The 25838-nt window shown below is 61.7% G+C and carries 21 protein-coding genes; 7 read left to right on the top strand and 14 right to left on the bottom strand.

Features of this window, described 5'->3' with window-relative positions; all coding sequences use genetic code 11:
• Positions 1 to 89: 89 nt before the first annotated feature.
• Positions 90 to 3038 carry an S-layer homology domain-containing protein gene (locus ACLTXB_RS01280; RefSeq protein WP_317336029.1) on the top strand — a complete coding sequence of 983 codons (2949 nt, stop codon included), beginning with the start codon at positions 90 to 92 and terminating at the stop codon, positions 3036 to 3038.
• A gap of 191 nt (positions 3039 to 3229) precedes the next feature.
• Here ACLTXB_RS01280 and ACLTXB_RS01275 read toward each other — a convergent pair whose 3' ends face one another.
• The 9 genes from ACLTXB_RS01275 to ACLTXB_RS01235 form a co-directional block, all read right to left on the bottom strand.
• The gene (locus ACLTXB_RS01275; protein WP_317336031.1) at positions 3230 to 4072 is read right to left on the bottom strand and encodes an RsiV family protein; all 843 of its coding nucleotides are present in this window, start codon (positions 4070 to 4072) and stop codon (positions 3230 to 3232) included.
• Between the two features lie 10 nt (positions 4073 to 4082).
• On the bottom strand, positions 4083 to 4571 hold the full coding sequence (locus ACLTXB_RS01270; RefSeq protein ID WP_021751404.1) for an RNA polymerase sigma factor: 489 nt from the start codon (positions 4569 to 4571) through the stop codon (positions 4083 to 4085).
• 132 nt (positions 4572 to 4703) lie between these two features.
• On the bottom strand, positions 4704 to 6284 hold the full coding sequence (locus ACLTXB_RS01265; RefSeq protein WP_021751403.1) for a peptide chain release factor 3: 1581 nt from the start codon (positions 6282 to 6284) through the stop codon (positions 4704 to 4706).
• A gap of 706 nt (positions 6285 to 6990) precedes the next feature.
• Positions 6991 to 7869: an NAD(P)-dependent oxidoreductase gene (locus tag ACLTXB_RS01260; protein ID WP_287554584.1), complete on the bottom strand. Its 879-nt coding sequence runs from the start codon at positions 7867 to 7869 to the stop codon at positions 6991 to 6993.
• A 43-nt stretch (positions 7870 to 7912) separates the two neighbouring features.
• A complete protein-coding gene (gene lpdA, locus ACLTXB_RS01255; protein WP_428226070.1) occupies positions 7913 to 9637 on the bottom strand; it encodes a dihydrolipoyl dehydrogenase in 1725 nt (574 codons plus the stop codon).
• 12 nt (positions 9638 to 9649) lie between these two features.
• Positions 9650 to 10912 (bottom strand): dihydrolipoamide acetyltransferase family protein, encoded by a 1263-nt coding sequence (locus ACLTXB_RS01250; protein WP_287554582.1) that lies wholly within the window; start codon positions 10910 to 10912, stop codon positions 9650 to 9652.
• A 13-nt stretch (positions 10913 to 10925) separates the two neighbouring features.
• Complete coding sequence (locus tag ACLTXB_RS01245) at positions 10926 to 11906, bottom strand: alpha-ketoacid dehydrogenase subunit beta (RefSeq protein ID WP_021747768.1); 981 nt, start codon at positions 11904 to 11906, stop codon at positions 10926 to 10928.
• Entirely contained in the window at positions 11903 to 12847 is a 945-nt protein-coding gene (locus tag ACLTXB_RS01240) for a thiamine pyrophosphate-dependent dehydrogenase E1 component subunit alpha (protein ID WP_051319924.1), read from the bottom strand. Before ACLTXB_RS01240 ends, ACLTXB_RS01245 begins: the two co-directional genes overlap by 4 nt.
• A gap of 63 nt (positions 12848 to 12910) precedes the next feature.
• Entirely contained in the window at positions 12911 to 14227 is a 1317-nt protein-coding gene (locus ACLTXB_RS01235; RefSeq protein ID WP_267288423.1) for a GntP family permease, read from the bottom strand.
• Positions 14228 to 14524: 297 nt separating this feature from the next.
• On the opposite strand from ACLTXB_RS01235, the gene ACLTXB_RS01230 reads away from it, so the two are divergent.
• The gene (locus ACLTXB_RS01230; RefSeq protein WP_025544778.1) at positions 14525 to 15427 is read left to right on the top strand and encodes a LysR family transcriptional regulator; all 903 of its coding nucleotides are present in this window, start codon (positions 14525 to 14527) and stop codon (positions 15425 to 15427) included.
• Between the two features lie 211 nt (positions 15428 to 15638).
• Here the strand turns inward: ACLTXB_RS01230 and ACLTXB_RS01225 are convergent, their stop codons facing one another.
• The gene (locus ACLTXB_RS01225; RefSeq protein ID WP_025544779.1) at positions 15639 to 16367 is read right to left on the bottom strand and encodes a FadR/GntR family transcriptional regulator; all 729 of its coding nucleotides are present in this window, start codon (positions 16365 to 16367) and stop codon (positions 15639 to 15641) included.
• A gap of 329 nt (positions 16368 to 16696) precedes the next feature.
• Here ACLTXB_RS01225 and ACLTXB_RS01220 point away from each other — a divergent pair, with 329 nt between their 5' ends.
• The 4 genes from ACLTXB_RS01220 to ACLTXB_RS01205 are packed head-to-tail and all read left to right on the top strand — an operon-like array spanning position 16697 to position 20443.
• The gene (locus ACLTXB_RS01220; RefSeq protein ID WP_036629491.1) at positions 16697 to 17713 is read left to right on the top strand and encodes a TRAP transporter substrate-binding protein; all 1017 of its coding nucleotides are present in this window, start codon (positions 16697 to 16699) and stop codon (positions 17711 to 17713) included.
• A 34-nt stretch (positions 17714 to 17747) separates the two neighbouring features.
• Positions 17748 to 18251: a TRAP transporter small permease gene (locus tag ACLTXB_RS01215; protein ID WP_025544782.1), complete on the top strand. Its 504-nt coding sequence runs from the start codon at positions 17748 to 17750 to the stop codon at positions 18249 to 18251.
• Entirely contained in the window at positions 18248 to 19525 is a 1278-nt protein-coding gene (locus ACLTXB_RS01210; RefSeq protein ID WP_287967064.1) for a TRAP transporter large permease, read from the top strand. Before ACLTXB_RS01215 ends, ACLTXB_RS01210 begins: the two co-directional genes overlap by 4 nt.
• Before the next feature lie 24 nt (positions 19526 to 19549).
• On the top strand, positions 19550 to 20443 hold the full coding sequence (locus ACLTXB_RS01205) for an NAD(P)-dependent oxidoreductase (protein WP_287967063.1): 894 nt from the start codon (positions 19550 to 19552) through the stop codon (positions 20441 to 20443).
• A 136-nt stretch (positions 20444 to 20579) separates the two neighbouring features.
• Here the strand turns inward: ACLTXB_RS01205 and ACLTXB_RS01200 are convergent, their stop codons facing one another.
• The 4 genes from ACLTXB_RS01200 to ACLTXB_RS01185 form a co-directional block, all read right to left on the bottom strand.
• Complete coding sequence (locus tag ACLTXB_RS01200) at positions 20580 to 20837, bottom strand: HPr family phosphocarrier protein (protein ID WP_021749720.1); 258 nt, start codon at positions 20835 to 20837, stop codon at positions 20580 to 20582.
• A 390-nt stretch (positions 20838 to 21227) separates the two neighbouring features.
• Positions 21228 to 22601 carry a VWA domain-containing protein gene (locus ACLTXB_RS01195; RefSeq protein ID WP_021749718.1) on the bottom strand — a complete coding sequence of 458 codons (1374 nt, stop codon included), beginning with the start codon at positions 22599 to 22601 and terminating at the stop codon, positions 21228 to 21230.
• Positions 22602 to 22622: 21 nt separating this feature from the next.
• Entirely contained in the window at positions 22623 to 23753 is a 1131-nt protein-coding gene (locus tag ACLTXB_RS01190) for a TerD family protein (protein ID WP_412260835.1), read from the bottom strand.
• Positions 23754 to 23896: 143 nt separating this feature from the next.
• A complete protein-coding gene (locus ACLTXB_RS01185; protein ID WP_021749716.1) occupies positions 23897 to 24229 on the bottom strand; it encodes a helix-turn-helix domain-containing protein in 333 nt (110 codons plus the stop codon).
• Positions 24230 to 24512: 283 nt separating this feature from the next.
• Between ACLTXB_RS01185 and ACLTXB_RS01180 the strand changes: the two genes are divergently transcribed.
• Positions 24513 to 25784 (top strand): DeoR family transcriptional regulator, encoded by a 1272-nt coding sequence (locus ACLTXB_RS01180; protein ID WP_276896604.1) that lies wholly within the window; start codon positions 24513 to 24515, stop codon positions 25782 to 25784.
• Positions 25785 to 25838: the final 54 nt, after the last annotated feature.

Here is a 25838-nt window from a genome sequence, read left to right as displayed (position 1 = left end):
TGATTGCCGGGCACTTTCCCGATATGTTACATGTAGAGAGATAGAAGCTGGAAGCAAGCCTTTTGGAATATGATGGAGGAAAGAGGACTATGAAAACATTTTGGAAGAAAAAGCTCCCGGCGTGTCTGCTGGCGCTGGCGCTGCTGGCCGGAACCGTTCCCATGGCGTCTGCGGCCTCGGCGGATCTGACGTACGATGTGGACGAGGACAGCGGCGTCTGGCTGGATGCGGATGACTTTCAGGAAATCTATGAGGACGACAACGGCGGATACCTTGAATACGTGGAATTCACCGATTATGATGACTTTGACGATTACGGCTATTTCACCTTCGAGGACTTTGACCGTTACGGGTTCGACGACGTGGATTCCAAGGCGCTGGAGAACTACGAATTCTACTATGACCGTGCTGATGCGGACGATTACGACATCGACCTGGACACGCTGCGGTTTGAGACCTATGACAACATCGACAGCGACACACTGGATTTTGATGTCAGGCTGTACGGCGACGAAGGGTCATTCTATGCAACGGTCCGCATTGATGTGGAGGGCGGCTCCCGCTCCGGCTCCGGCGACGTGGAGCTGACCTACAAGGTGGACCCCGGCGACGATGTGACGGTGGACGCCGAGGACTTCTGGGATCTCTTCGACGAGGAAGACGGCCGCTATGACGAGCTGGAGTATGTGGAGTTCACCAGCTACGATGATTTCGATGACTTCGGATATTTCGGCGCAGACGGATACGACAGCGATGACTATATCCCGGACTATGAGCTCAATGACAGCGATCTGGACGATGCCATGTTCTATTACGACGAGAACGACGTCTGGCACGACTATGACTTTGAACTGGACACGCTGACGTTCTACGCCGACCGGAACGCCGACGCGGACACCCTGGCCTTTGACTTCACCATGCACGGCGTGGACGGTGACAAGGTATATGGCACTCTGTACATCGAGGTCGGCAAGGGCAGTGGCACCAGCAGCAAGGGCGACCTGACCTATCAGGTGGACCCGGACGACGATGTGACGCTGGACGCGGAGGATTTCTACGATTTCTTCTACGACGAGTCGGATTACGACGAACTGGAATACGTGGAGTTCACCGACTATGACGACTTTGACGATTACGGCTGTTTCTACGCCGACGGATACGATTCCGACGACTACACCCGGGATTACGAGCTGAACGACAGTGACCTGGACGACGCCGTGTTTTACTATGATGAGGACGATATCTGGGACGACTATGACTTCGAGCTGGACACGCTGACCTTTGCGGCGGACCGGAATGCCGATGAAGACACCCTGACCTTTGACGTCACCATGCGCGGCGTGAAAGGCGACAAGATCTCCGCCACCCTCACCATTGAGATCGGCAAGGGCAGCGGCACCAAGGTGAAGGGCGATATCATTTACGAGGTGGATCCCGACGACAGCGTGACCTTTGACCGGGACGACTTCTGGGATTTCCTGGATGACGAGACCGGGGACGATCTGGAGTATGTACGGTTCACCGACGCCGACGGACTGGACGACTGGGGCGAGCTGTACAGCTACGACTACGATGATGACCGGACGTACTTTGACGAGAGCGACCTGGACGACGGTTATTTCTACTACGACAGCAAGGACCTGTTCTACGACGAGGACTTCACCCTGGATGACCTGACCTTTGTGGCGGACAGGGACGCCGACGGCAAGGTGGTGGAGCTGGACTTCACTGCCTACGGTGAGGACGGCGACAAGGCCTACGGCACCGTGGCCATCGCCATCGGCGATGTGGGGGGAACCAGCGTGGCCGCAGAGGGCGGCGATATCCGCTATTATACGGATTACAGCGGCCGAGTGCAGATCAACGCCAACGACATCGCCCGGTTCTTTGAGGAGAGCTACCCCGGCTATACCCTGCAGTATGTCACCTTTAAAGATGCGCCCACTTATGGCAGCCTGTACTACAACTACTACGGTACCAGCAGCTACGGCAGCTCCAGCAGCCTGCGCATCACCGACGACAACTGCGACGACATAGATTTCTACTTCAGTCCCTCCAGCAGCCAGCACGCCCTCAGCGAGCTGACATACATACCCAGCAGCGTCAACTACTGCGCCCAGATCCCCTTCACCGCTTACGGCTCCGGCAGCCGTTCTGTGTCCGGCACCATCCTCATCAGCGTGAACCTCAGCGAGGTGCCCGACGTGTACGGCCCCACGCCCAGAAACACGGCCGTCACCTTCCCCGCCGCCTCCATCTACACGGCGGTGGCCCAGTCCAGCGGCCTGGGTCTGGCCAGCATCCAGCTGCTGGAACTGCCCGCCACCAACGAGGGTATCATCTACGTGGGCAGCGGCACCTCCAAGCGGGCGGACACCGAGACCCTGTACGGCTACTCCAGCGGCAGCGAGCGGATCAGCCAGCTGCGGTTCGTGCCGGCCAGCGGCTTCACCGGATCTGTGGAAATCCCCTATGTGGCCTGCAACAGCAGCGGCGATCCCATTGCCAGCGGCAAGCTTTGCCTGGGCATTGTCAGCGCTATGGAGGACTTCTCTGATATCACCTCCTCCACCTGGTGCTATAAATATGTACTGGAGCTCAGCGACGCCGACGTGATCGACGGATACAGCGACGGCACCTTCAAGCCCGACAACCAGGTGACCTACGGCGCGGCGCTGAAGCTCATCATGCTGGCCGCTGGCTATGACGAGCAGAAGCCGGTGAACTCCAACGTGTTCAGCGGCTATCTGGCCCGGGCGCAGGCGGACGGGCTGGTGTCCGGCAGCGTGAACCTGAACGCCCCCATCACCCGGCTGGCGGTCAGCCAGATCGCGGCCAAGGCCATGGGCCTCAGCATCAGCAACCTGTCCAGCGTCCGTCCCTTCACCGACACCACGGACCCCTATGTCCAGGCGCTGAATGCCGCAGGCATCGTGGAGGGCTACTTCAGCAACGGCACCAGCACCTTCAAGCCCTACAACACTCTGACCCGGGGCCAGATCTCCGCCATCGTCTGGCGGATGGAGCAAGCCCAGTAAACCTGGAAAACAACAGCGGACCGCTGAAGCGGTCCGCTGTTCTCTGTTATACAAAAGCACCGCAGAAAACTGAATGCATCTTTCCCCGCTCCTTTGGGGCAACTGGAAACGATGCGCCAAACCTTTCACCACAGCATTTGCCCTTATCTACGATGCGCCCAATGCGTATAAAGGTTTATGGGGGAGCGCGATCACTTCAGCAGGGCGCTGTACACATCCTGAGGGATGGTGAACTCCACCATGCCCATGTAGCCTGCAGCCACCGCGTACTCGTCGAACACCAGAACCAGATCGCCGTCGGCGTTCCAGTAAAAGCTCTGCTCCGGGTCAATAGCGGTGAATTCTTCCGTCAGATAGCTCAGGGATGCGTCCGCGGCCATCTGCTCCTCCATCTGCCGCAGGACTTCCGCGGACAGGACAGAGACGTAGTCCGCATCAGGCCGGAACAGATCGCTGAGGGTGACGGCTTCACCCGTAGCTTTGTTGATGTGGTAGAATCGGGTGAAATTGTAGCCGCTGGCCTCGGTCCTCGTGGCATCGATCCGCAGAGTGAACCAAGTATCGCTGTCCGTCACCACAGAGGAGGTCACATCCAGGCCCTGGTAGCTCTCGCCCGCAGCCTCGCAGTCCGTCTGGAACTGGGCGATCAGCTGATCGGTATAGGCCTGCACCTGGTCGTTGATCTCGTCTGCAGCGCCGCTGCCGCCCAGCTCCGGGACGTGGACGTCGGCAGTGCTGTGACCATCGTCATACTGGTAATCCCGGAAGGTGATGACCCGCACCACGGCGCCCAGCACCGGGATTTCTTCCATGGCGGCAGCCGCCGCGGGAGATACATTGGGAATGGCCACGAATACGGCCAGGGCCGCGGCTACGCCGACCAGCCAGCGATAGGAACGTTTTTGCTTGTTTTCTTTCATGTTCGTCTCCTTTAAAGCGGCGCAGGTGTCCCGCACCTTTCCGGCATACGTCTCCGGCAGGGGGAAGGGTTCCTGCTTCGCCCGCTCTTTCAGTCGCTTGTCGAATGGCTCCACCTTGCGCACCTCATTCCTCGTGTAATAGTTGTTTTAGCCGGGACCGCCCTCGGGAGAGACGGGTCTTCACCGCCGCCTCGCTGATGCCCAGAACGGCGCTGATCTCCCGGATGGAGAGGTCCTCATAATAAAACAGGGTCACGACCGCCCGCAGGTCGCTGTTCAGCGCCATGACCGCCTGCCATAGAGACAGGCGCTCCGCCTGGTCTGCCGCCGGAGCCGGCAGGAAGTCCTGGATATCCGCCAGGTCCACCGTGGTCCTCCGCTTCCGGCAGAACTCATAGCACTTGTTGACCAGAATTTTCAGGATCCAGGGTCGGAACCGCGCCGGGTCCCGCAGGCTGCCGCGGCCGGCATAGGCGGCGCAGATGGCCTCCTGCACGGCGTCCTCCGCATCTTCGTCCTGGTGAAGGATAGCCTTGGCAGTGCGGAACATGGTCTCCTGGTTTCGGATTACCTGGTCGCAGAATATTTCTTTGTCCAACAAAAAATTTGTCATGGCGGGACTGAGCGCTCCTTTGGGTTCGTTTGACCGGTCACTTATTAGGATGCGGTTTCCGCCGAAAAGGTGACAGCCGGAAGAAAGAAAAGCAAAAAACCGTCCGCCTCTTTCCGGCGGACGGTTTCAGGCTCAGACAGACAGGGACTCGGCCAGCTCCAGGCCGGGGTTGTGCTTGGTGAGAAAGCCCACGGACCACTCCCCGCCGAATGCCACCAGCAGGCGGCCCTTGAAGTCCTCCAGCAGGGCGGCGCCGGTGCACAGCACCAGATCCTCCGGCTTGCAGGGGCAGGCGGTGATGACCCGCAGGTGCTCGTAGGGCAGTCCCTCCATGTAGAGCTCTACGCCGTACTCGCTCCTCATCCGGTACTGGAACACGTCGAACTGCAGGGTGCCCACGACGCCCACGATGACCTCCTCCAGGCCGGCGCCGGGCAGCTTGAAAATCTGGATGGCGCCCTCCTGGGCGATCTGCTCCGTGCCCTTGATGAACTGCTTGCGCTTCATGGTGTCCTTGGGAGACACCCGCATGAAGTGCTCCGGCTCGAAGGTGGGGATGCCGGAGAACTTGAATTTCTTTCCAGGCACCGTCACCGTGTCGCCGATGGAGAAGATGCCGGGGTCAAACACGCCGATGATGTCCCCGGCGTAGGCCTCGTCGATGATCTCCCGCTCTGCGGCCATCATCTGCTGGGGCTGTGAGAGGCGCAGCTTTTTGTTGCCCTGGACATGAAAATACTCCGTGTCCCGCTCAAACTTGCCGGAGCAGATGCGCATGAAGGCCAGCCGGTCCCGGTGGGCCTTGTTCATATTGGCCTGGATCTTGAACACGAAGGCGGAGAAGTCCTCGCTGAACACATCCACCTCCCCCTGGTCGCTGACACGGGGCAGTGGCGGCGTGGTCATGCGGAGGAACTCCTCCAGGAACGGCTCCACGCCGAAGGTGGTGAGGGCGGAGCCGAAGAACACGGGGGACAGGGTGCCGTTCCGCACAGCCTCCATGTCAAACTCCCGTCCGGCCCCCAGCAGCTCCACCTCCTCCCGGAGGGCGGCGGCCTTTTGTGCGCCGATCATGTCCTCCAGCGCCGGGTCATCCAGGGCCACCTCGGCGGAGCCGACCTTCTTGCCCCGCTCCTCCGCCTGGAAGAACAGGATGCGCTGCTTCTCCCGGTCGTAGACGCCCTGGAACTCCTTGCCGGAGCCGATGGGCCAGTTGACGGCATAGGTGTCGATGCCCAGCTCCCGCTCCACCTCCTCGCACAGTTCCAGGGGGTCTTTGGTCTCCCGGTCCATCTTGTTGATGAAGGTGAAGATGGGGATGTGGCGGATGGCGCAGACCCTAAACAGCTTCCGGGTCTGGGGCTCCACACCCTTGGCGCCGTCAATGACCATGACGGCGGAGTCCGCGGCCATCAGGGTCCGGTAGGTGTCCTCGGAGAAATCCTGGTGGCCAGGGGTGTCCAGGATGTTGATGCAGAAGCCGCTGTGCTGGAACTGCAGCACGGAGGACGTGACGGAGATGCCCCGCTGCTTCTCGATCTCCATCCAGTCAGAGGTGGCGGCGCGGGCCCGCTTTCCCTTAACCTCGCCCGCCTGGGCGATGGCCCCGCCGTACAGCAGGAACTTCTCTGTCAGCGTGGTCTTGCCGGCGTCCGGATGGGAGATGATGGCGAAGGTCCTCCGCCGGGAAATTTCAGTGCGTAGTTCAGACATGGAATATCCTCCAGAAAAATATCAGAGTATGGGCCATCTTCGACCCACGGCGCTTTTGCGCCGCCCAAGCGTTTTGCCAAGGCAAAACCTTGGCGAAGGGCGGATTCACTCCGCCCGGAGCAAACGCAAATCAGGGCTCCCGCAAAAGCGCCAGCTTTTGTGGGACGATGATGGCGAGGGTCCTCCGCCGGGAAATTTCAGTGCGTAGTTCAGACATGGAATATCCTCCAGAAAAATATCAGAGTATGGGCCATCTTCGACCCACGGCGCTTTTGCGCCGCCCAAGCGTTTTGCCAAGGCAAAACCTTGGCGAAGGGCGGATTCACTCCGCCCGGAGCAAACGCAAATCAGGGCTCCCGCAAAAGCGCCAGCTTTTGTGGGACGATGATGGCGAGGGTCCTCCGCCGGGAAATTTCAGTGCGTAGTTCAGACATGGAATATCCTCCAAAAAAATATCAGAGTATGGGCCATCTTCGACCCACGGCGCACAGCTACATGCGGAATCCGGGGCGGTCAGACCGCGAAAAACGGACGGGAGGAGTCTCCCGCCGTGTGTATTCCCGAACAATGTACCATATTTTGTGCCGCTTTGCAAGATTTCCCGTAGCTATCCCGCAAAAAATCCGATGATTCTGTACCGCAGGGAAAAACCAGCGGGGACCGGCATCAGCCGGTCCCCGCAGATTGCCTGTTCCTTGGCGGGAGATCACTTGATTTCCACGCCCATGGCTTCCTCGTAGTATTTGGCCAGTGCGCACTGGTCCTCGTCGATCATGCCGCGGGCGTCCATCCAGTCCATCTGCTCCTTGACGATCTCCGTCATGGGCAGCTCCACCCCCAGGTGGGCGGCCACGTCCATGGCGTTGTTGATGTCCTTCAGGTGGACGGCGATCCGGGCACTGGCGGAGAAGTCCCGGCTCAGGAGCTTGGGGGCCTTTCCGTCCATCACTGCGCTCTGGGCAAAGCCGCCCTTGATGGCGTCAAAAAGGGTCTGAGGATCCAGCCCGGCCTTTTTCGCAAAGGCGAATGCCTCTCCCATGGCGCACAGATGGATGCCCACCATCATGTTGTTGGCCACCTTGGCGGTGCTGCCGCAGCCGGAGGGCCCCATGTAGGTGGCGGTCTTACCCATCATCAGCAGGTAGGGCCGGACCTCGTCAAAGACCTCTTTCTCGCCGCCGCACATGATGACCAAGGTGCCGCCGTTGGCGCCGGTCTCGCCGCCGCTGACCGGGGAGTCCAGCAAATGGAAGCCCTTCTCCACCGCCGCGGCGTGGAGCTCCTGAATCACATAGGGAGAGGTGGAGCCCATGTCCACAATGGTGGTGCCGGGCCGGGCAGTCTCCATGATCTCGGTGATGGTGGCCTTCACGATGGCGTTGGTGGGCAGGCACATGAAGATGATGTCGCAGGTTTTGTACAGCGTTTTAGCGTCGTCCAGGACCTTGCCGCCCCGGGCGGCAAACCGCTCCCGCAAAGCGGGCACGGGGTCGTAGCCATAGATGTCGCAGCCGCTCTTGTCGATCAGATTGCCTGTCATGCCGTAGCCCATCACGCCAAGGCCCAGATATCCAAGTGTTTTCATGCCCATTGACCTCCTGTTCTAAATTCCGGAAAGGACTGCCCTGTTATTTCCTGCGGGGCGGGATGTGGACCGCGCGGCCCAGTGCGTCCAGCGCACACTCCCGCATGGTCTCGGTGACGGTGGGGTGGGAATGGATGGTGGCTGCCAGCTCATCCAGCGTCAGCTCGCTGCCGATGGCAAGCGCCCCTTCGCAGATCAGATCCGTGGCGCGGGGCCCAATGATGTGCATACCCAGCACCTCGCCGTATTCCCTCCCGGCGATGATCTTCACCAGGCCCTCGCCCCCGTTCAGGATCAGAGCCTTGCCGTTGGCGCTCATGGGGAACTTGCCCACCATGTAGTCGATCCCCTGCGCCTTGGCCTGCTCCTCTGTGAGACCCACAGAGGCAGCCTCCGGCTCGATGTACACGCAGGTGGGATTGGTGGATTCGTCGTAGTGGGCCTCCATGCCGCAGATATTCTCCGCAGCCACCTCGCCCATGGCGCTGGCGGTGTGGGCCAGCTGGGCATAGCCCTTGACACAGTCGCCGATGGCGTACACGCCGGGCACGCTGGTCTCCATCTTGTCGTTGACGATGATCCGGCCCCGGTCGTTGGCAAGGCCGGCAGCTTCCAGGTTCAGGCTGGCGGTATTGGCCTTCCGGCCGATGGCCACCAGCACCTTCTCCGCCTCAAAGCTGACAGTCTCGCCGGCCTTGTTCTTGCAGACCACCTTGGCGCCCACGGGAGAGGCCTCCACGGCCTGCACCGGGCACTCCAGGTTGAACTCCATGCCCATCTTCTTCATGTGCTTCACGCCGATGGCAGTCAGGTCGCCGTCCAGCATGGGCAGCATGTGGTCCAGTGCCTCCACCACGGTGATCTTGGTGCCGAAGGCCGCGTAGGCGCAGGCCAGCTCCAGGCCGATGACGCCGCCGCCGATGACCACCATGCTCTTGGGCAGCTTCTCCAGGCTCAGCGCACCGGTGGAGTCGATGCAGTTGGGATTCTCCTTCAGGCCGGGGATGGGCGGCTGGGAGTTGACGGAGCCGGTGGCCACGATGATGGCGTCGGCGGTCATCTCCTCCACGGAGCCGTCGGACTTCTTCACAGAGAGGGTCTTGGGGCCAGTGAAGCTGGCCTCGCCGTCGATCTTCACCACCTTGTTGGCCTTCAGCAGTCCCGCTACGCCACTGGTCAGCTGTTTGGAGACGGCGTTCTTGTGGGCGATCACCTGGGGGAAGTTCACCCGGACGCCGTCCGCCTCCACGCCGATCTCCGCGCCCTGGTCCTTGATCTGGGACACCAGCTCTGCGCTGTGCAGCAGGCACTTGGTAGGGATGCAGCCAATGTTCAGGCAGGTGCCGCCCAGGTGCTCCCGCTCCACCAGGGTCACCCTGGCGCCCAGCTGGGCCGCCCGGATGGCGGCCACATAGCCGCCGGGGCCGCCGCCGATGACCAGCACCGTCCCAGGCCCGTTGGGGGCAGCCGCGGCCTCCACAGCCGGGGCGGCAGGTGCCGCGGCTGCGGTGGGGGCCCCCACCTGCTCGCCGGGCCGGCCGATGTAGCCCAGCAGGCCCTTTACCGGCACGTCGGCGCCCTCCTGGGCCACGATCTTCAGCAGGACGCCGTCGGTTTCCGCCGCCACCTCGTTGGTCAGCTTGTCGGTGGTAATCTCCAGCAGGGGCTCACCGGCCTTGACGGGATCGCCCTCCGCCTTCAGCCACCGCTCCACGGTGCCCTCCTCCATGGTCAGCCCCAGCTGGGGCATTTTGATTTCCGTTGCCATTGTTTACGCTCCTCACAGCAGGATGTCCATGGGATGCTCCAGCAGATCCCGGACTGTCATCTCGAATTTGGCCGCTACCGCGCCGTCCAGCAGTCGGTGGTCGAAGGTCAGGGAGATCCGCAGCACCTGATGCTTGGCGATGGTGCCGTCGTCCTCCATCACCAGCTCATCCTCCGTGCAGTTGACGCCCAGAATGGCCGCGTCCGGCTGGTTGATGATGGGGGTGAAGCTCTCCACGCCGAACATGCCCAGATTGGACACAGTGAAGGTGGAGCCCTTGTACTCGTCGGCGCCCAGCTGGTTGGCACGGGCCCGCTCCGCCAAATCCTTGGCCTTGGCGGACAGGGCTTCCAGGCTCAGCAGGTCCGCGTCCCGGATCACAGGGACGATGAGCCCCGCGTCCAGAGCCACCGCCATGCCCAGATTCACATGGGCCCGGCGGATGATCTGCTCCCCGTCCAAGCTCACCAGGATCTCCGGATGACGGCGCAGGGCCTTGGCCACGGCCTTCAGCACAAAGTCATTGACAGAGAAGGCATGGCCCTCCTCCTTCAGCTTTTTGCGGAAGGCCAGCAGGGCGGTGACGTCCACCTTCACCGTCTGGGTGACGGTGGGGATCTCCACAGCAGAGGTGTACATCCGCTGGGCCACCACCTTCCTCATGCCGGTGAGCTTCTCCACCGTGTCACCCTCCATCAGCTCCAGGTTCTTCACTGGGAAGGCGGTGCCGGAGACAGCCGCAGGCGCGGCGATCTTCCGATCAGCAGGGGCGGGAGCAACTGCCTTGGGCGCGGCCTCCGCCGCAGCCAGGATGTCCCGCTTGACGATCCGGCCGCTGGGGCCGGTGCCGGTGAGGACGGTGTAGTCCACGCCCATCTGTCCGGCGATCTTCCGGGCCAGGGGAGAGATTCGGATCCGCTTGCCCCCGGCCGCCGGGGATGCCGCAGGGGCAGAAGCCAGCGCAGCCGCAGGCTCCGCAGACGGGGCAGCAGAAGCCGCGGATACAGCGGGGGCAGTAGTCTCCCCCACCTGTTCGCCGGGCTGGCCGATGTAGGCCAGCAGTCCCTTCACCGGCACATCCTCGCCCTCCTGGGCCACGATCTTCAGCAGGACGCCGTCCTGCTCGCTGGTGATCTCATTGGTGAGCTTATCAGTGGTGATCTCCACCACCACGTCCCCGGCCTTTACTGCGTCTCCCTCGTGCTTGATCCACTGGGAGACGGTTCCCTCCTCCATGGTCAGGCCCAGCTGGGGCATCAGTACTTCATAAGCCATCTCACACGCCTCCTCACTTGTTCAGCACGCGCTTGACAGCCCGCACGATATCCTCCGGATGGGGGAAGTTCTTGTCCTCCAGCACCGGGCTGAAGGGGGAGCAGATGTTCAGGCCGCAGACCCGTTCCACCGGGGCGTCCAGCTCATCAAACAGCTCCTCTGCGATCTGGGCAGAGAGCTCACCGGCGTAGCTGCCCCGCTTGACCTCCTCGGAGACGATGATGACGTTGTGGGTCTTGGAGACGGACTTCACGATGGCATCCCAGTCCAGGGGCACCAGAGTCCGCAGATCCAGGACCTCCACGTCGATGCCCTCCGCCTCCAGGGTCTGGGCGGCCTCCAGGGCGAAGTGGACCTCACGGCTCCAGGTGATGATGGTCAGGTCCCTGCCCGCCCGCTTCACGTCCGCCGCACCCAGGGGGATGGTGTACTCCCCATCGGGGATCTCCTCCTTGTGGGCGTACAGCAGCTTGTGTTCCAGGAACACTACCGGGTCGTCGTCCCGGATAGCGGACTTCAGCAGGCCCTTGGCGTCGGCAGCGGTGCAGGGGGCCACCACCTTCAGTCCCGGGAAGTGGCAGAAGAAATTCTCCAAGCACTGGGAATGCTGGCCTGCGTTCCGGCGGCCGGCGCCCATGGGCGCCCGCAGGACCATGGGGACGCTGCACTGTCCGCCGGTCATGTAGCGGATCTTGGCAGCCTGGTTAAACAGGGGATCCGCGCACTCCGTGGCGAAGTCGTCGTACATCAGCTCCACCACGGGCCGCAGCCCCCGCATCGCGGCGCCCACGGCCATGCCCACAAACCCCTCCTCGGAGATGGGAGTGTCAATGACGCGGTTGGGGCCGAACTCCTCCAGAAAGCCCTTGGTGATGGCGAACACATTGCCCATGACGGCCATGTCCTCGCCCATGATGAAAACCTTTTCGTCCCGGAGCATTTCCTCGTGCAAGGCTTCACCGATGGCCTTGCTGACGGTGATCTTCTTGCTCATCTCGCCACGCACCTTTCGTTGTCAGTCACATACATATCATCCAGCACCGTCGCGGGGTCCGGATATGGGGACGCATCCGCGAACTTCACAGCCTCGTCCATCTCGGCCTCTGCGTCCTGCCGGATGGCGTCCAGCTCCTCCTGGGCGGCGCCGCTCTCCAGCAGCCGCCGCCCCAGCTTCTCGATGCCGTCGTTTGCCAGGGCGTGCTCCATATACTCCTTGGGGCGGTAAACCGCCGGGTCACCGCAGTAGTGGCCCTGATAGCGGTATACCTTGGCCTCCACCACATAGGGTCCCTTGCCGCTGCGGGCGTGGTCCAGGGCGACCTTCATAGCCTCATACACCGCGATGGCGTCCGTGCCGTCCACCACGGCGTAGGGCACGCCGTAGGCCGCGGCCCGGGAGGCCAGATCCGGGGTGTTGGTGACCCGGTGGATCTCCGTGGACACGCCGTAGCAGTTGTTCTCAATGAACCAGACCAGCGGCAGCTTCCAGGCGGCGGCCATGTTCAGGGACTCGTGGAAGGAGCCCTCGTTGGTGGAGCCATCGCCGAAGCAGCCCACGGTGACGGAGTCGTCCCCCATGATCTTGGAGGCCAGGGCGCTGCCGGCGGAGATGGGCTGCCCGGCGCCCACGATGCCGTTGGCGCCCAGGTGGTTCATCTTCTCCATGTCCGCAATGTGCATGGAGCCGCCCTTGCCCTTGCAGTAGCCGGCAGCCTTGCCGAACAGCTCCGCCATGGCCCGCTTGGGGTCCGCCCCGCGGGCGATGGCATGGCCATGGCCCCGGTGGGTGGAGGTGAAGTAGTCCCTGGGCTCGATGGCCGCGAAGGCACCGGCCTCCGCTGCCTCCTGACCGATGCTCAGGTGGATGTTGCCCGCCAGCATGCCCTTGGTGAAGCACTCGGCGGCGTGTTCCTCAAAGGCCCGGATCCGGACCATGTCCCGGTACAGGGACAACAAAAAGCTCTTTTCATAGGTAGCCACGATTCAACACGACCTTTCTCAGTGTACGATGGAATAGTAGATAAATACAGGGATCAGGGACAGCAGCGGCAGAATGACCGTCTCCATCGCCACATGCTTGTAGCCCTTCTTATAGGACACGCCGGACAGGGCGAACAGCATCACTACGGTGCCGTTCCAAGGCAGGGTGTCCAGTCCGCCGCAGGCGATGGAGGCCACCCGGTGGATGATCTCCGGCGTGTAACCCCAGGAGATGAAGGTCTCACCGAAGAGCTCCAGCGCGATGGTCAGGCCGCCGGAGGCGGAGCCGGTGATTCCGGCGATGATGGTGGTGATGGCTGCCACCTTCACCAGGCCCGGAAGCGGCAGGTTGATGATGTTCTCCTGCACCAGGGCGAACACGTCGGTGGCGGAGACCACCTTGCCCACGCCCACCACGGAGGCGATGATGATGCAGGGGAAGATGCCGTTGTTGAAGCCCTCGGAGACAACCTCCCCAAAGCCCCTGACGCCGCCCAGGGATTTGCAGAAAAACAGCAGGGACAGCACGCACCCGGCCGTGAGGCCGTACAGCAGCTCCACGCCGAAGCCGTTGATGAGGACGAAGGTCACCACCATGGGCAGCAGGGAGATCCAGAAGCCCGGAGCCCGCTGCTCCAGCTCTTTCTCGTCCAAAATGCCGCCCTGGACCTGGTAGAGCTCGATGGCCGCCTCCGGGTCGTCATGGCCCTTCTTCACCTGCCAGTAGAGGTAGCCGACACCTACGACGATCATGAACAGCGTGGCCAGCACGCCCTCCACCGGAGCGGCGGTCAGCGCCGTGCCCAGGATTCGGGAGGGAATGATGTTCTGCATCTGCAGGCTGCCGGGCATCTGGCCCATGGCAAAGGTGGCGATGGCCAGGCCGGTGATGCCGGGGAACAAGTACCATGGGATGCCCGCCTTGGGGAACAGGATCTTGGCAAAGGGCAGCAGCACGAAGATCATCACGGTCACCTGGATGCCGCCGTACACCAACAAGGCGCCTACCAGTACGTAGATCAGCAGCGTCCACTGGGTTCCGGCCTTGTTGATGAGGGTGCTGCTGATGCGCCAGGTGGCGCCGCTCTTGTCATACAGCGCGCCCAGCAGGGCGCCCAGGGCGAAGATCACCAGCCAGCTGCCCACGAAGTCCTTCATGCCGATGAGGAAGGGGCCGTCCGCCCCCACCAGGGAGGCCGCCACGTCCAGCCCGCCGAACAGGGCCACGATGGCCGCAGCCAGCACTGCCGCCAGGAACATGCTGATTTTTTTGTAAGCCGCAAAGATCAGCACCGCGAATGCCAGAATGATTCCAATCACGCTCACTACGATCATGTTGTCTATATCCTCCCGTCCTTCTCTGTCAGATTTGATGAAAGCGGCGCCCTCTGCCGTGTCCCCTCCTTTCCCGCGCCCCCCAATATGTCTTCCAATTTGAATTTTAGCAACTGGCAATTCAATAGTGAAATACCATGTTTTTATGCAGGAATAACAAAAACTTATAAACAGCTAGTCAAAAAAATGTCAATTCGCACTTTTGGCATAAAGAAAATCTTGATTTTTCAATAAAACTCCTTTATTCTTAAAGAAAAGCGCGGCGGTGCGCCGCCGGAGGGATGGGAGGTCTGCCGGATGCTGAATCTGAAGCGGCTGCAATATCTGGACGCGGTCTACCAGTATAAGAATTTCACCCAGGCCAGCGAGGCGCTCTACGTGTCCCAGCCGGCCATCTCCTCCGCCGTCCAGGCGCTGGAGGAGGAGCTGGGGGTGCGGCTGGTGGTCCGCAGCTCCAAGGGCGTTACCTTTACATACGAGGGCGAGCAGTTTATGATCTGGGCGCGGCGCATCCTCAGCACCTGTGAAGCGGCGGAAAATGCCATGCGGGATCTGGCCGGCACGGCGGAACAGCGCCTGCGGCTGGGAATCTCCCACGTGCTGACGAATCCCATCGTGCCCATGATCTTCTCCACCTTTCTGCGGGAGCACCCCAAGGCGCAGATCTACCTGAACGAGGGCTCCATGAACAAGCACGTGGAGATGGTGACGGGTGAAATGCTGGACCTGGCTTATAACGCCTTCCCCACAGCGCCGGAGGCGGAGGAGCTGGAGATCATTCCTATGGGCACTATGGAGATCCACGCGGTGCTGCATCCGGACCATCCCCTGGCGCGGCTGGACCGGATCCCCCTGGCGCGGCTGGGGGAGGAGAAGCTCATTATGATGGACGCCCAATCCAAGGTGAAGGAGTTGATGAGCCGGGAGTTTGAGCGCCATCAGGTGATCCCGGACATTCTCTTCAATTATGACCAGGTGCTGTGCATGGCGAATCTGGTCCGCTCCTGCCGGTACGTGGGCATCATCAGCGTGGCCCAGGGCCAGCAGGCCCTGGGCTGCGAAGGGCTGGCGATCCGCCCCTTCGAGGAGCCGGTGGTGTTCGACGTGGGGTTCTTTCTCAAAAAGGGGCGCTATCTGCCCAAGCTGGGGTGGGAGCTGATTCGCTTCATCCAGGAGAACACCCTGCGGGGCGGCACCTAACCGCGGGAACTCCTTTCCAAAACATCATGGCAAAAAAGCTGGCTGCCCGGCGGGCAGCCAGCTTTTTTGCGACGCAGCTGCATCGCAGAAATTTGTGAACGGTATTTCCCTGCCCTTCCCAGGCAGCAGGATCCGGATGCGCCCCCTCATGCGCAGCGGCGAGCGTTTCTTTTCGCGGCGCGCTGCCGTACTTGTGAAGCTCCGTGCCTGTTCAATGGACCGTATCCTGAAACAGCCGGACCATGGCCGCCACGGCGCGGTCCGCCCCGTCGGGGTCATGGGCGAGGACGGCCTCCATGATGGCGTAATGGGTGTTGTAGATCCGCAAATTGATCTCCCGCAGCTGCTCCGGTGTGTAATCCCGAATCGTCTCCACAAACACATCCGTGTTGAGGCGGACAATCACGTCATTAATCAGAGAGGCCAGCGTGTTGTGGCTGGCCTTGGCCAAAGCACTGTGGAACGCCACATCATACTCCTGGAAGCTGAAGAGGCTGTCCAGGTTGGCCTTCGCGCCCTCCAGGGTCTGCCGGAGCGCCTCGGCATCCTCCTCCGTGTGGTGGATGGCAGCCAGACGGGCGCAGCTGCGGTCGTTGATATGCCGATACTCCAGCAGCTCATCCAGATTGATGGCCCCCATGGCCACCAGGTTTTTCAGGGGCTCCTCCACGGATTTCAGGGAGACGCCCCGGATCACCGCGCCGCCGGAGCTGCCCACGGCGGTTTCGATCAGTCCCTCCTGCTGGAGCATCCGCAGCGCTTCCCGCACCACAGGGCGGCTGCGCTGGAACATCTCCGCCAGCTCCCGCTCCGGCGGGAGCCGGTCCCCCGGACGCAGTTCCCCGGAAATGATCTTGGGGTAGATCTGATTGTAAATAGCCTCGGATGCCCGCTGGGTCTTGGCAGGCGTGAAGAGGGCCTTGGAAGAAGGCTGCTCCATCATGGTTCTCCTTACCCTTCCTGCTTTTTGTGAAAAGTATATCATACTCGAAAGCCGGAATCAAGGGAGAGTCCGTAGGATGCCTGCAGGAGTGGCGAGACATATCCGCACGCGACATTGTTAAAAATTGTGCAAAATAGCTAGTTATTTTATTAACGCTTGACGAGCATTGGGTAAAGTGCTATAAAATAAAGCAAGAAATATAAATAGTAAAACCATTTATAAGACAACATATTTTGTTGTCAGGCCGGCGGCACGACTGTCATGTCCCGGCAGCAAGCGACCCTTCGCAGAGAATCGACAGGATAAAAGAAAAAGGAGTGTTTGATGTGAAAAAGACGTTGGCAATGGTATTGGCACTTGTGATGATGTTTACCCTGCTGACAGGCTGCGGCGGTGGAGGCGGTGATTCCGGCGGAGACGGCACCGGCGCGGAATACACCTGGCGCATGGCGCTGAACGGCAGTGCCCCCGGCGAGCTGGGCTATGATATGGCCACGTTCTTCAAGGAGAAGGTAGAGGAGCTCACATCCGGCCGCGTCTCCATTGAATTCTACGGCGGCAACAGCCTGGGTTCCACCACTGAGGTGCTGGAGGGCATGGCTGCCGGCGTAGCGGACATCACCTGCGAGTCCGTGGGCACGCTGGCTCCCTTCACAAATCTGGCAAATATCGACATCATGCCGTACATCTACAACGGTTACGACCACTTCCAGGCGGTCTGGGGCGGCGAGCTGGGCCAGGAGATTCTAGACACCGTGGGCAATGACTCCGGCTTCAAGCTGATGGGCGCCGGTTACCGTGGTGCCCGGATCGTGACCGCCACCAAGGAGATGAAGACCGTGGAGGACTTCGCCGGCTTCAAGCTCCGCAGCCCCAATCTGGAGGGCTACATCAAGGTTTGGGAGTGGATGGGCTCCGCCCCGACTCCCCTGGCTATGGGCGAGACCTACACGGCTTTGCAGCAGGGCACCGTGGATGGGCAGGAGAACTCCATCCTGGACTCCCAGAGCTATTCCTTCCAGGAGGTCTGCCCCTACTGGATTCTGACCAACCATGTATACAGCGCCAACACCATCATCATGGATAAGGCGTACTTTGAATCCCTGCCGGAGGACATCCAGTCCGCGCTGGAGGAGGCTGCCGTCTATGCCGGCGAACAGATCGGTCAGGAGGTGCTGGAGCGGGAGGATGCCGCCAAGGAAGAGCTGACCGCGGAAGGCGTCACCTTTGTGGATGTGGACAACGCCGCCTTTACCGAGCATTTCAGCGGCTATGCGGAGGCCAACTTCCCCGATCTGGCCGACTGGTGCAACCAGATCCGTGCGCTGGCCCCCAATGCCTGACAACCGCCACGAAGGACATAGCGAGGTGTCAAACATGCTGAGAGGATATTCCAAATTCCTAGATGTCCTGGAGAAGGTCGAGAAAGCGATCCTGGCTGTCACCGTAGGGATTATGGTCATCATCATCGCCTACCAGGTCATCATGCGGTACATCTTTGCCCACGCCAACTCCTGGAGCGAGGAGCTGGCCCGGTATCTGTTCATCTACGACGTGATGATCGGTGCAGCCATTGCCATCCGCCGCAACAGCCATCTGCAGATCGACATTCTCATCAATCTGATGAAGCCGAAGGTGCGGACCATCCTCACCATCATCGCCACTCTGGCCGGCATGGTGTTCATGGTATTCCTGCTGTCCTACTCCATCACCCTGGTGCAGACCGGCGCCCGCACCATGTCTGCGGGGCTTGGGATCCCCATGTCCATCCCCTATTCCTGTATGCCCGTCGGCATCGTGCTGATGCTCCTGACTTCCATTGAGGTCCTCTTCAAGAACATCTCTGCCCTGCGCGGGGCCGGAAAGGAGGCCCAGGTATGAACGCCGGCCTGTTAATCATCATTCTGCTGCTGGGTCTCGCCCTCCTGGGATTCCCCATCTACATCGCCCTGGGCATCGGCGCCCTGGCAGCCCTGAACCTGGCGGACCTGCCCCTGATTGTGCTGCCTCAGAGAATGTTCGCGGGCATGAACGGCAGCGCCCTGCTGGCCATCCCCTTCTTCATTCTGGCGGGCAATATCATGTCCCGCAGTATTACAGGAAAACTGATTGACATTTGTAATGCCATTATAGGACACATCAAGGGCAGCCTGTCCCTGGTGACCATTCTGGCCTCCGCCCTGTTCGGCGCTATCTCCGGCTCCGGCGTGGCCACCGCCTCCGCCATCGGCGGCATCACCATCCCCGCCATGAAGCGGGAGGGCTATCCCGCCCCCTTCGCCGTGGGCGTAGCGTCCATCTCCTCCATCCTGGGTCCCATCATTCCGCCCTCCATTGTGCTGATCGTGTACGCCAGCATCACCAATGTGTCCGTGGCGGAGCTGTTCCTGGGCTCCGTGTTGCCGGGCATCATTCTGGCGGTGGCTCTGATTGCCTACGGCCTGTATTACGGCCACAAGCACAATCTGCCGGCCCATGAGAAGCCCAACCTGAGGAAGATCGGCGCCTCCGTGCGCAAGGGCATCTGGGCGCTGCTGATGCCCATCATCATCCTGGGCGGCATCTTCGGCGGCATCTTCACCCCCACCGAGGCCTCTGCCGTGGCAGTGGTGTACAGCCTGATCATCAGCCTCTTCGTATACAAGGACATGAGCTTCAAGGAGCTGCCCCAGGTGTTTGTGGAGGGCGCAGTTTCCACCGCCACCATCATGGTGATGGTGGGCCTGTCCTCCGCCTCCAGCTATGTAATCACCACCTCCGGCCTGCCCCAGCAGCTGGTCTCCTTCTTCAGCTCCATCACAAACAGCCCCGTCGTCATTCTGCTGCTGCTGAACATTCTGTTCCTGATCATCGGTATGCTGATGGAGGCCAATGCGGCTGTGGTGATGATGACCCCGATCCTGCTGCCGCTGTTGAATGCCTTCGGCATCGATCTGCTGCAGTTCGGCATCGTCATGAGCTTCAACCTCTGCATCGGCCTGGTGACGCCGCCGGTGGGCCTGTGTCTGCTGCTGTGCAACCAGACCGGCGAAACCCGGCTGTCTCACTCCCTGAAGGCCATGATGCCCATGCTGCTGATCTCCATTATCGTGTTGTTCCTCATCACCTATGTCTCGCCCCTCACCACCTTGCTTCCCAGCATCGTGGCGGGCTGATTGCGAAGAAAGGAAGTCTTGGATATGCAAAAAATCGGATTTTTGGGAATGGGCGTCATGGGACTGCCTATGGCGAAAAACGTGGTGCAGAAGTGCGGGCTGCCCGTGCTGGGCTACGATGTGGTCCAGCAGCAGATGGACGCCTTCCGGGAGGCAGGCGGCATCCCCGTCAGTGACCCGGCAGAAATCTACAAGGCCTGCGACGTGATCCTCCAGATCCTGCCCACCCATCCCATCATCCGCAACAGCGTGGAGCAGGCCATCCAGTACGGCAAGCCCGGCAATGTGATTGTGGACCTGAGCTCCACCGCACCGGACATCATTCTGGAGCTGTACCAGCAGGCCAAGGACGCGGGGATGTTCCTGCTGGACTCCCCGGTCAGCGGCGGCAACCCCATGGCCATCGCCGGGACGCTGGCCATTATGACCGGCGGCGACAAGGAGGCCTTTGTCAAGGTAAAGCCGGTCCTGGCGTGCATGGGCAGTCCCGTTTACACCGGCGGTCCCGCCAGCGGCAGCGTCACCAAGCTGGTGAACAATATGATCGGCGGCGCCATCCTGGTGGCCATTGCGGAGGGCTATGCCTTCGCGGCCAAGGCGGGCATCGACCTGCAGACCACGTTCGAGGCCACCCGGGGCGGCTTTGCCGGCGGTCCCATGTACGACAACAAGGTGCCCAAGATCATCAAGCGGGACTACACCCCCGGCGCGCGGATCGCCGTCCACCGGAAGGACATCCTGAACGCCAAGCACTATGCCCACAAGCTGGACATCGACACGCCGCTGACAGATGTGGTCCTCCATGTGATGGACTGGATGAACGACAACGGCCACATCGACGAGGACCAGGCGGCGCTGGTCAAGTATTACGAGGACAAGATGGGCGTGAAGGTCGGCCGGGAGGAGACGGCAGACTGACGCTTGTCAGACGATCAATCTCAGAGTGCGCGGGGACCGGATGCCTGTCCGGTCCCCGCGCATTTCTGTAAAGAGGGGCCGCCGGCTTTGCCAGCGGCCCCTCTTTGATTCAGGAGATCAGGTCTGCTCCAAAGGCTCACGCCCCGGCAAGGCACTGCTCCAGCGCATCCAGCGCCTCTCCGGCATCCGCTCCGTCTGCGGTGATCGTGATCCGCGTCCCCGCTCCGATGGACAGGGAGAGCACACCCAGCAGGCTTTTGGCATTGACGTTGTTGTCGCCGTATACGACGCGGACGACGCTGGTAAAGCGGTTGGCAGTCTGGATGAACCGGGCCGCCGTCTGATGGTGCAGGCCGTCAGGGACCTGGACCGTGACTTCTCTCGTGCACAGCATAAGAAGACCTCCTCAGTTTCTCCTTGCCGCGGGCTGTCCGCCCGCTGTGATGGAACAAAATGATTATACCTTCTTTTTCCTGTCCGGGCAAGGGGGTAACGCAAACCCGAGAGCGCCGGGATGGCCCCTGACAGAAGCATGGAGACGTGCCGCATCCGAAGGCACAGCCATCCCGCAGCCTCACGGCCTGCCGCTCCGGGCAACCAGGGGTATCCCGCAGGGCCGCATCAGCTGGAGTGCGCAATGCCCAGCGGCAAAATCCCTGATGCGCCGGGTTCCATCCCAGGGGCTTTTCACAGTCTCCGCATCATTTGACACCCGAAAAAGTCCCATGCCTCGGCTCCCGCCCCCTGCTGCCCCGTAAATAGCATCCGCCCCAGCGCATCTCCTCTACGGCAGCATCTGCTTCCGGTCCAGCTCCTCCAGCCAAGCGGCCGTGTTTGCGAAAATGGTCCGGTAAAATCCGCTGTCCATGAAATCGTCGAAATCCTCCATCTTCAAAAAGGCGGCGTTCTGGGTGTGGCGGCCGTCGATCTCATCCAGGTGATTCAGCACGCCGTACTCTTCGCCATAGAGGCCGATGAACTGCCAGAACACGGGGAAACGGGAGGTCTTGATGAGGATCTCCTCGATCTCCCAGTCGGACTGCAACCGGCCATCCGTCAGGAACAGCACCAGAATGGGCCTGCGCAGGCCGCCGTAGATCATCATGATGTCCCGCATGGCCTCCGGCTCGTTGTTGTACTGGTAGTTGAGCATGCTCATCCACCGCTCGTATCCGCCGGCCTGAGAGAAGGTGTAGTCCCGGATGTTGTCCAGCGTCACCGGCTCCAGCTGGCGGCTCTTCGCAGCAAAGGCCCAGCAGTCCAGGGCGCCGCTGTCTGACAGGGTGGAGGACAGGGCGAAGAACTTGTCGAACATCTGCTGGACCCGGCCCCCGCGGTACAGGTCGAACATGGAGCCGGAGGCATCGGCGCACAGGACCGTCTGAAGGTCCCTCTCCGCTGCCCGGGGCACCTGGGCCAGTGCTGCAAAGGAGGCTTTGTACAACGGCGCCAGGAAGTCCAGGTCCCCTTGGCAGCGGCGGGCCAGCCCCTCCATGCGGGTGCAGACATGGGGCGGCAGGGAGCGCAGGATGTCCCCCACGGAAGGAGGCGGACCGCCGGCGGGCGCGGCCGGCTGCCGGGTTGTCCGGGCAGACACAGCTGTCCGGACAGGCGGCGGAGGCGGCGGGACCGGGTCTGACACCACGCCGCCGAAGCTCTCCACCAGGGCCCGGAGGCCGCCGTTGAAGCCCCGGCCCACGGCGCTGAACTTCCAGTCCCCGTTTTTCCGGTAGAGCTCGCCGGCCACGATGGCTCGCTCCCCGGAGAACTCGTTCCCCGCGTAGGCATACCGGGCCATCTCCTCCCCTCTGACCCACAGACCGATGCTGCCCTGTTCCAGCTCCCGCAGGGTGCGGCCGCCGTCAATGGCGGCAGTGAAGGAGAGCCGCTGGATATGGTCCGGCAGGGCCGCCAGATCCACCTGGAATCGGGCCGTTCCGCCGGATGCTCCCTCAGAGAGGGCCATGGCCCCTTCCGGCGAGCGCCGCTGGTTATAGAAAAGAAAATACCGCTCGTCGGAGAGGCGGCCTGCGCTGTCCAGGCCAAAGCAGGACACGTCGACCGCCAGGGGCCCCTGATGCCGCAGCTCCACCTCCAGGGTCCAGGTCCGGCAGACGGTTTGAATGGAGATCTTCTGTCCCCGCTGCAAATCCAACATGACTTCGGCTCCTCTCCCGTGTTATTTGTGGCCCGCCACCCAGCGGAAGCCGAAGTGGTAATGGGCGTCCACAGCCCGGTGGCTGTTGAAAAACAAGTCCTCCCGCCGGACCTCCAGCCCGCCGTCCCGGCCGGTGAGGCTGGCCAGGACGCAGAACCGTTCGTTGCTGTTGGGGTTGTCGATCTGGACCTCAATATCCGGCGCCCCCTGCTGGCTCAACACCACCCGGGCGTTGGTGGACCGCCAGTTGGGCACGCCCTCATAGATGAAGGCGAAAACCACGGCGAAGTCGATCAGCTCCGGCCGGAAGAAGTCCATGTTTTCGCCGTTGGCGCTGGCGCCGGAGCGGTCGTCCTTGTCCAGCTTGATGTAGGGGGGCTGATCGGCGGCGCCGAAGCTGTTGCCCAGGGCCTGGATGACCCCCTGCCGCCCGTCCTTCAGCCGGTACATACAGGCCAGATCCAGGTCGATGCCCCGGCTGAACAGGCCCCGCCGCTGGTCCCAGTTCAGGTTCACGTGGATGCGCCGACGGTTTTTCGTCAGGTCGATCTTGTGGCTCTCTCCGCTCTTCTTCAGGCTGATTTTGGAGAGATTCACCTTCGGCTCCGGCGGAGCGGGCGCCGGGGTCGGCGGGTCAGGCTTGACCTCCTCCCCGCCGAAGTAGGCCAGCAGGGCGGAGAGTCCCCCGTTGAAGCCGCTGTCCACCACGGAAAAGCGCCAAATCCCATCCTTGCGGTACACCTCGCAGAGAATCAGGGCCCTCTCCTGCTGATACCCCGCACCGGTGAAGACATAGGCCGCCCGGTCCAACTCTCCTTCCAGCGTCAGGAGTCCCCGAGCCAGCGCCTGCATGGTGCCGCTCTCCGCCGCCACCGTCACCACCAGCCTCTGCAGGAAGCCCGGAAGGCGGTTCAGGTCCACCGAGAACACCGTGGACTCCCCGGACTGGTGCATGGAGACGGCGCCCTCCGGCGAACTGGTCTGGTTGTAAAAAATAAAATAACGGTCGTCGGACAGCTTCCCCGCTCCGTCCACGCCGAAGCAGGTCACGTCCGCCTCGCTCCCCGGCAGGGACACCGTCACGGAGATTCGCAGCTGTCCGCTTCCGGTCAGGTCCGCCAGTTTGCACTTCTGTCCCTTCTGCAGTTCCATGGGATCCCGTCCTTTCTCGCATATCCGTTTCTCCGTCCTGCGGGTTTACCTCCCTATTTTAGTGGATGGCGGCCGCCGAATCAAGAAGTGGATCCGGTTTTTCAACCCAGCGGGCGCAGATCTATCCGGCCGCCGCAGGCCCGCTATGCGTCTCCCCGCAGCAGAAACAGCCGGAGGACCTTCTCAGCCAGCCGGACCTCCCGGGGCGTGCACCGGGCCAGCAGGGCCTCTATGGCGGTCAGATCCGCATCGGGCTGAATCTCCTCTCCCAAAAGGATATACTCCATTGAGAGCTGCGACGTCTTCGATAATTTAATCAGCGTGTCAATGGACATCTGCGAGGTCCCCACCTCGATCTGGCCGTAATAGCCGGCGCTGATATCCGCCAGCTCGGCAAACTCCTCCCGGGTGAGGCCCAGAAGGGTCCTCTGCTGCCGCAGCCGGTGCCCCATGGCGACTCGCTCCTGTTTTGTCATCTGTTTCACGCTCCTTTTAGAATAAGTCTATTCTGGAACGTGTCCATTCAAAATATGCTATAAGATATTGATTTTAGTTATCTTATAGTGTATATTTTGAGCGAGAAAATCTCCGTATCCATTGTGGTGCAATGGATTAGGAGTTTTTTCAAAAGCGGTTTCACGTGCATAACAATTGTCACAAAAAACGTTAGCTTATAGAGAAGATTCCGGTATCCGCAGACTTCCAAAAGCAGGAAGGTCATTTTTGTGACACACAAGCGTAACAAAACAAGGAGAGGCCATGCAGAGTTACACGCTCAACCGCCCCGATGGAGCCTTGCTTTGCCGGGTGCTGGAAGAGCATACAAATGATGCCGCGGGAGCCATCCTGCGGCTGGCGTGGATGGCCGGTCTGATGCGGGACGAAATCCAGCACCTCACCTGGGCTCAGGTGGATCTGCTGGGCGAACAGCTCCTGCTGCCGGACCGGGCGGTCCCGCTGGCCCCGGAGCTGGCCGCCTGGCTGGAGGCCCTGCGCCGGGAGCGGAACGGCAGCAGCGAACGGGTGGTGCTGTCGGACCGGGACCAGCAGCCCCTGGCGGCCCAGTCCATCTCCCGCCTGGCCCGCGCCGCGCTGGACGCCGGGGACCTGAAGGCCGTCCGCCTGATCGACCTGCGCCACGACTACGTTCTGCGGCAGCTGGAACGTCACGACTGGCAGTACGTCTCCCGGATCACCGGGCTGGAGGCCGCCGCCATGAACGTCCACTTCGCGGCCTACCTGACGGAGAAGAAGGTCTCCACCCGCATCCGCCGGAAGGCAGCGCCGCAGATCGACGAGTTCGCCCTCTGGAAGCTGCTGCAGGCGGAACAGGACACCCCCGCCGGGGCGGCCCTGTGGCTCACCTGGCAGCTGGGGCTCCAGGTGGAGGAGATCGCGTCGCTGCGGTGGGACCAGGTGGACCTGCAGAAGGAGCGGCTTATCCTGCCGGACCGGCAGGTCCGCCTGACCAGCGGCGTCCTGTCCATTCTCCAGAAGCTGCGCAAGGCGGCGCCGCCAGAGGCGGAGTGGGTCCTGATGTCCCCCCGCAGCCGCCGCCCCTATGAGCGCACCCGCCTGTCCAAGCTGGTGCGGGCGGCGCTGGTGCAGGGCGGGCTGGACGATCTCTCCCTGCGGGACCTGCGCCTGGACTACGACATCCGGGTGGGCGGCGAGAACCAGGTGCTGGACGTTGTCCGGCGCCAGGGCTCCATCACCCGGAATGAGGTGATGGCCCTTCTGCGGGTCTCCAAGAACACGGCCTACAACCGGCTTCGGCAGATGGTGGCCCGGGGAAAGCTGACCAAAGTGGGAAACCGCTATTACCTGCCCAGCACGGTGGTGCCGCCGGAGGACCAGGAGCAGGCGATCCTGGCGTACCTGTCGGAAGCGGGGTTTGCCTACCGCCAGGACATTGCCCGGGTGCTGCGAATCGGCCCCCGCCAGTGCTGGCCCATTCTCCAGCGGATGCTGGCGGAGCACCAGATCGCCAAGGACGGGCAGAAATACATCCTCTTGCAGAAGGAGGCGTGAGACCGGGCAGCCCCGGTTTCCCGCCTCTCTCTTTTTTGGAAATCCACAACTTTT

It is taken from the genome of Flintibacter sp. (assembly GCF_046973065.1).
This window is presented reverse-complemented; position numbering and strand designations above follow the sequence as displayed.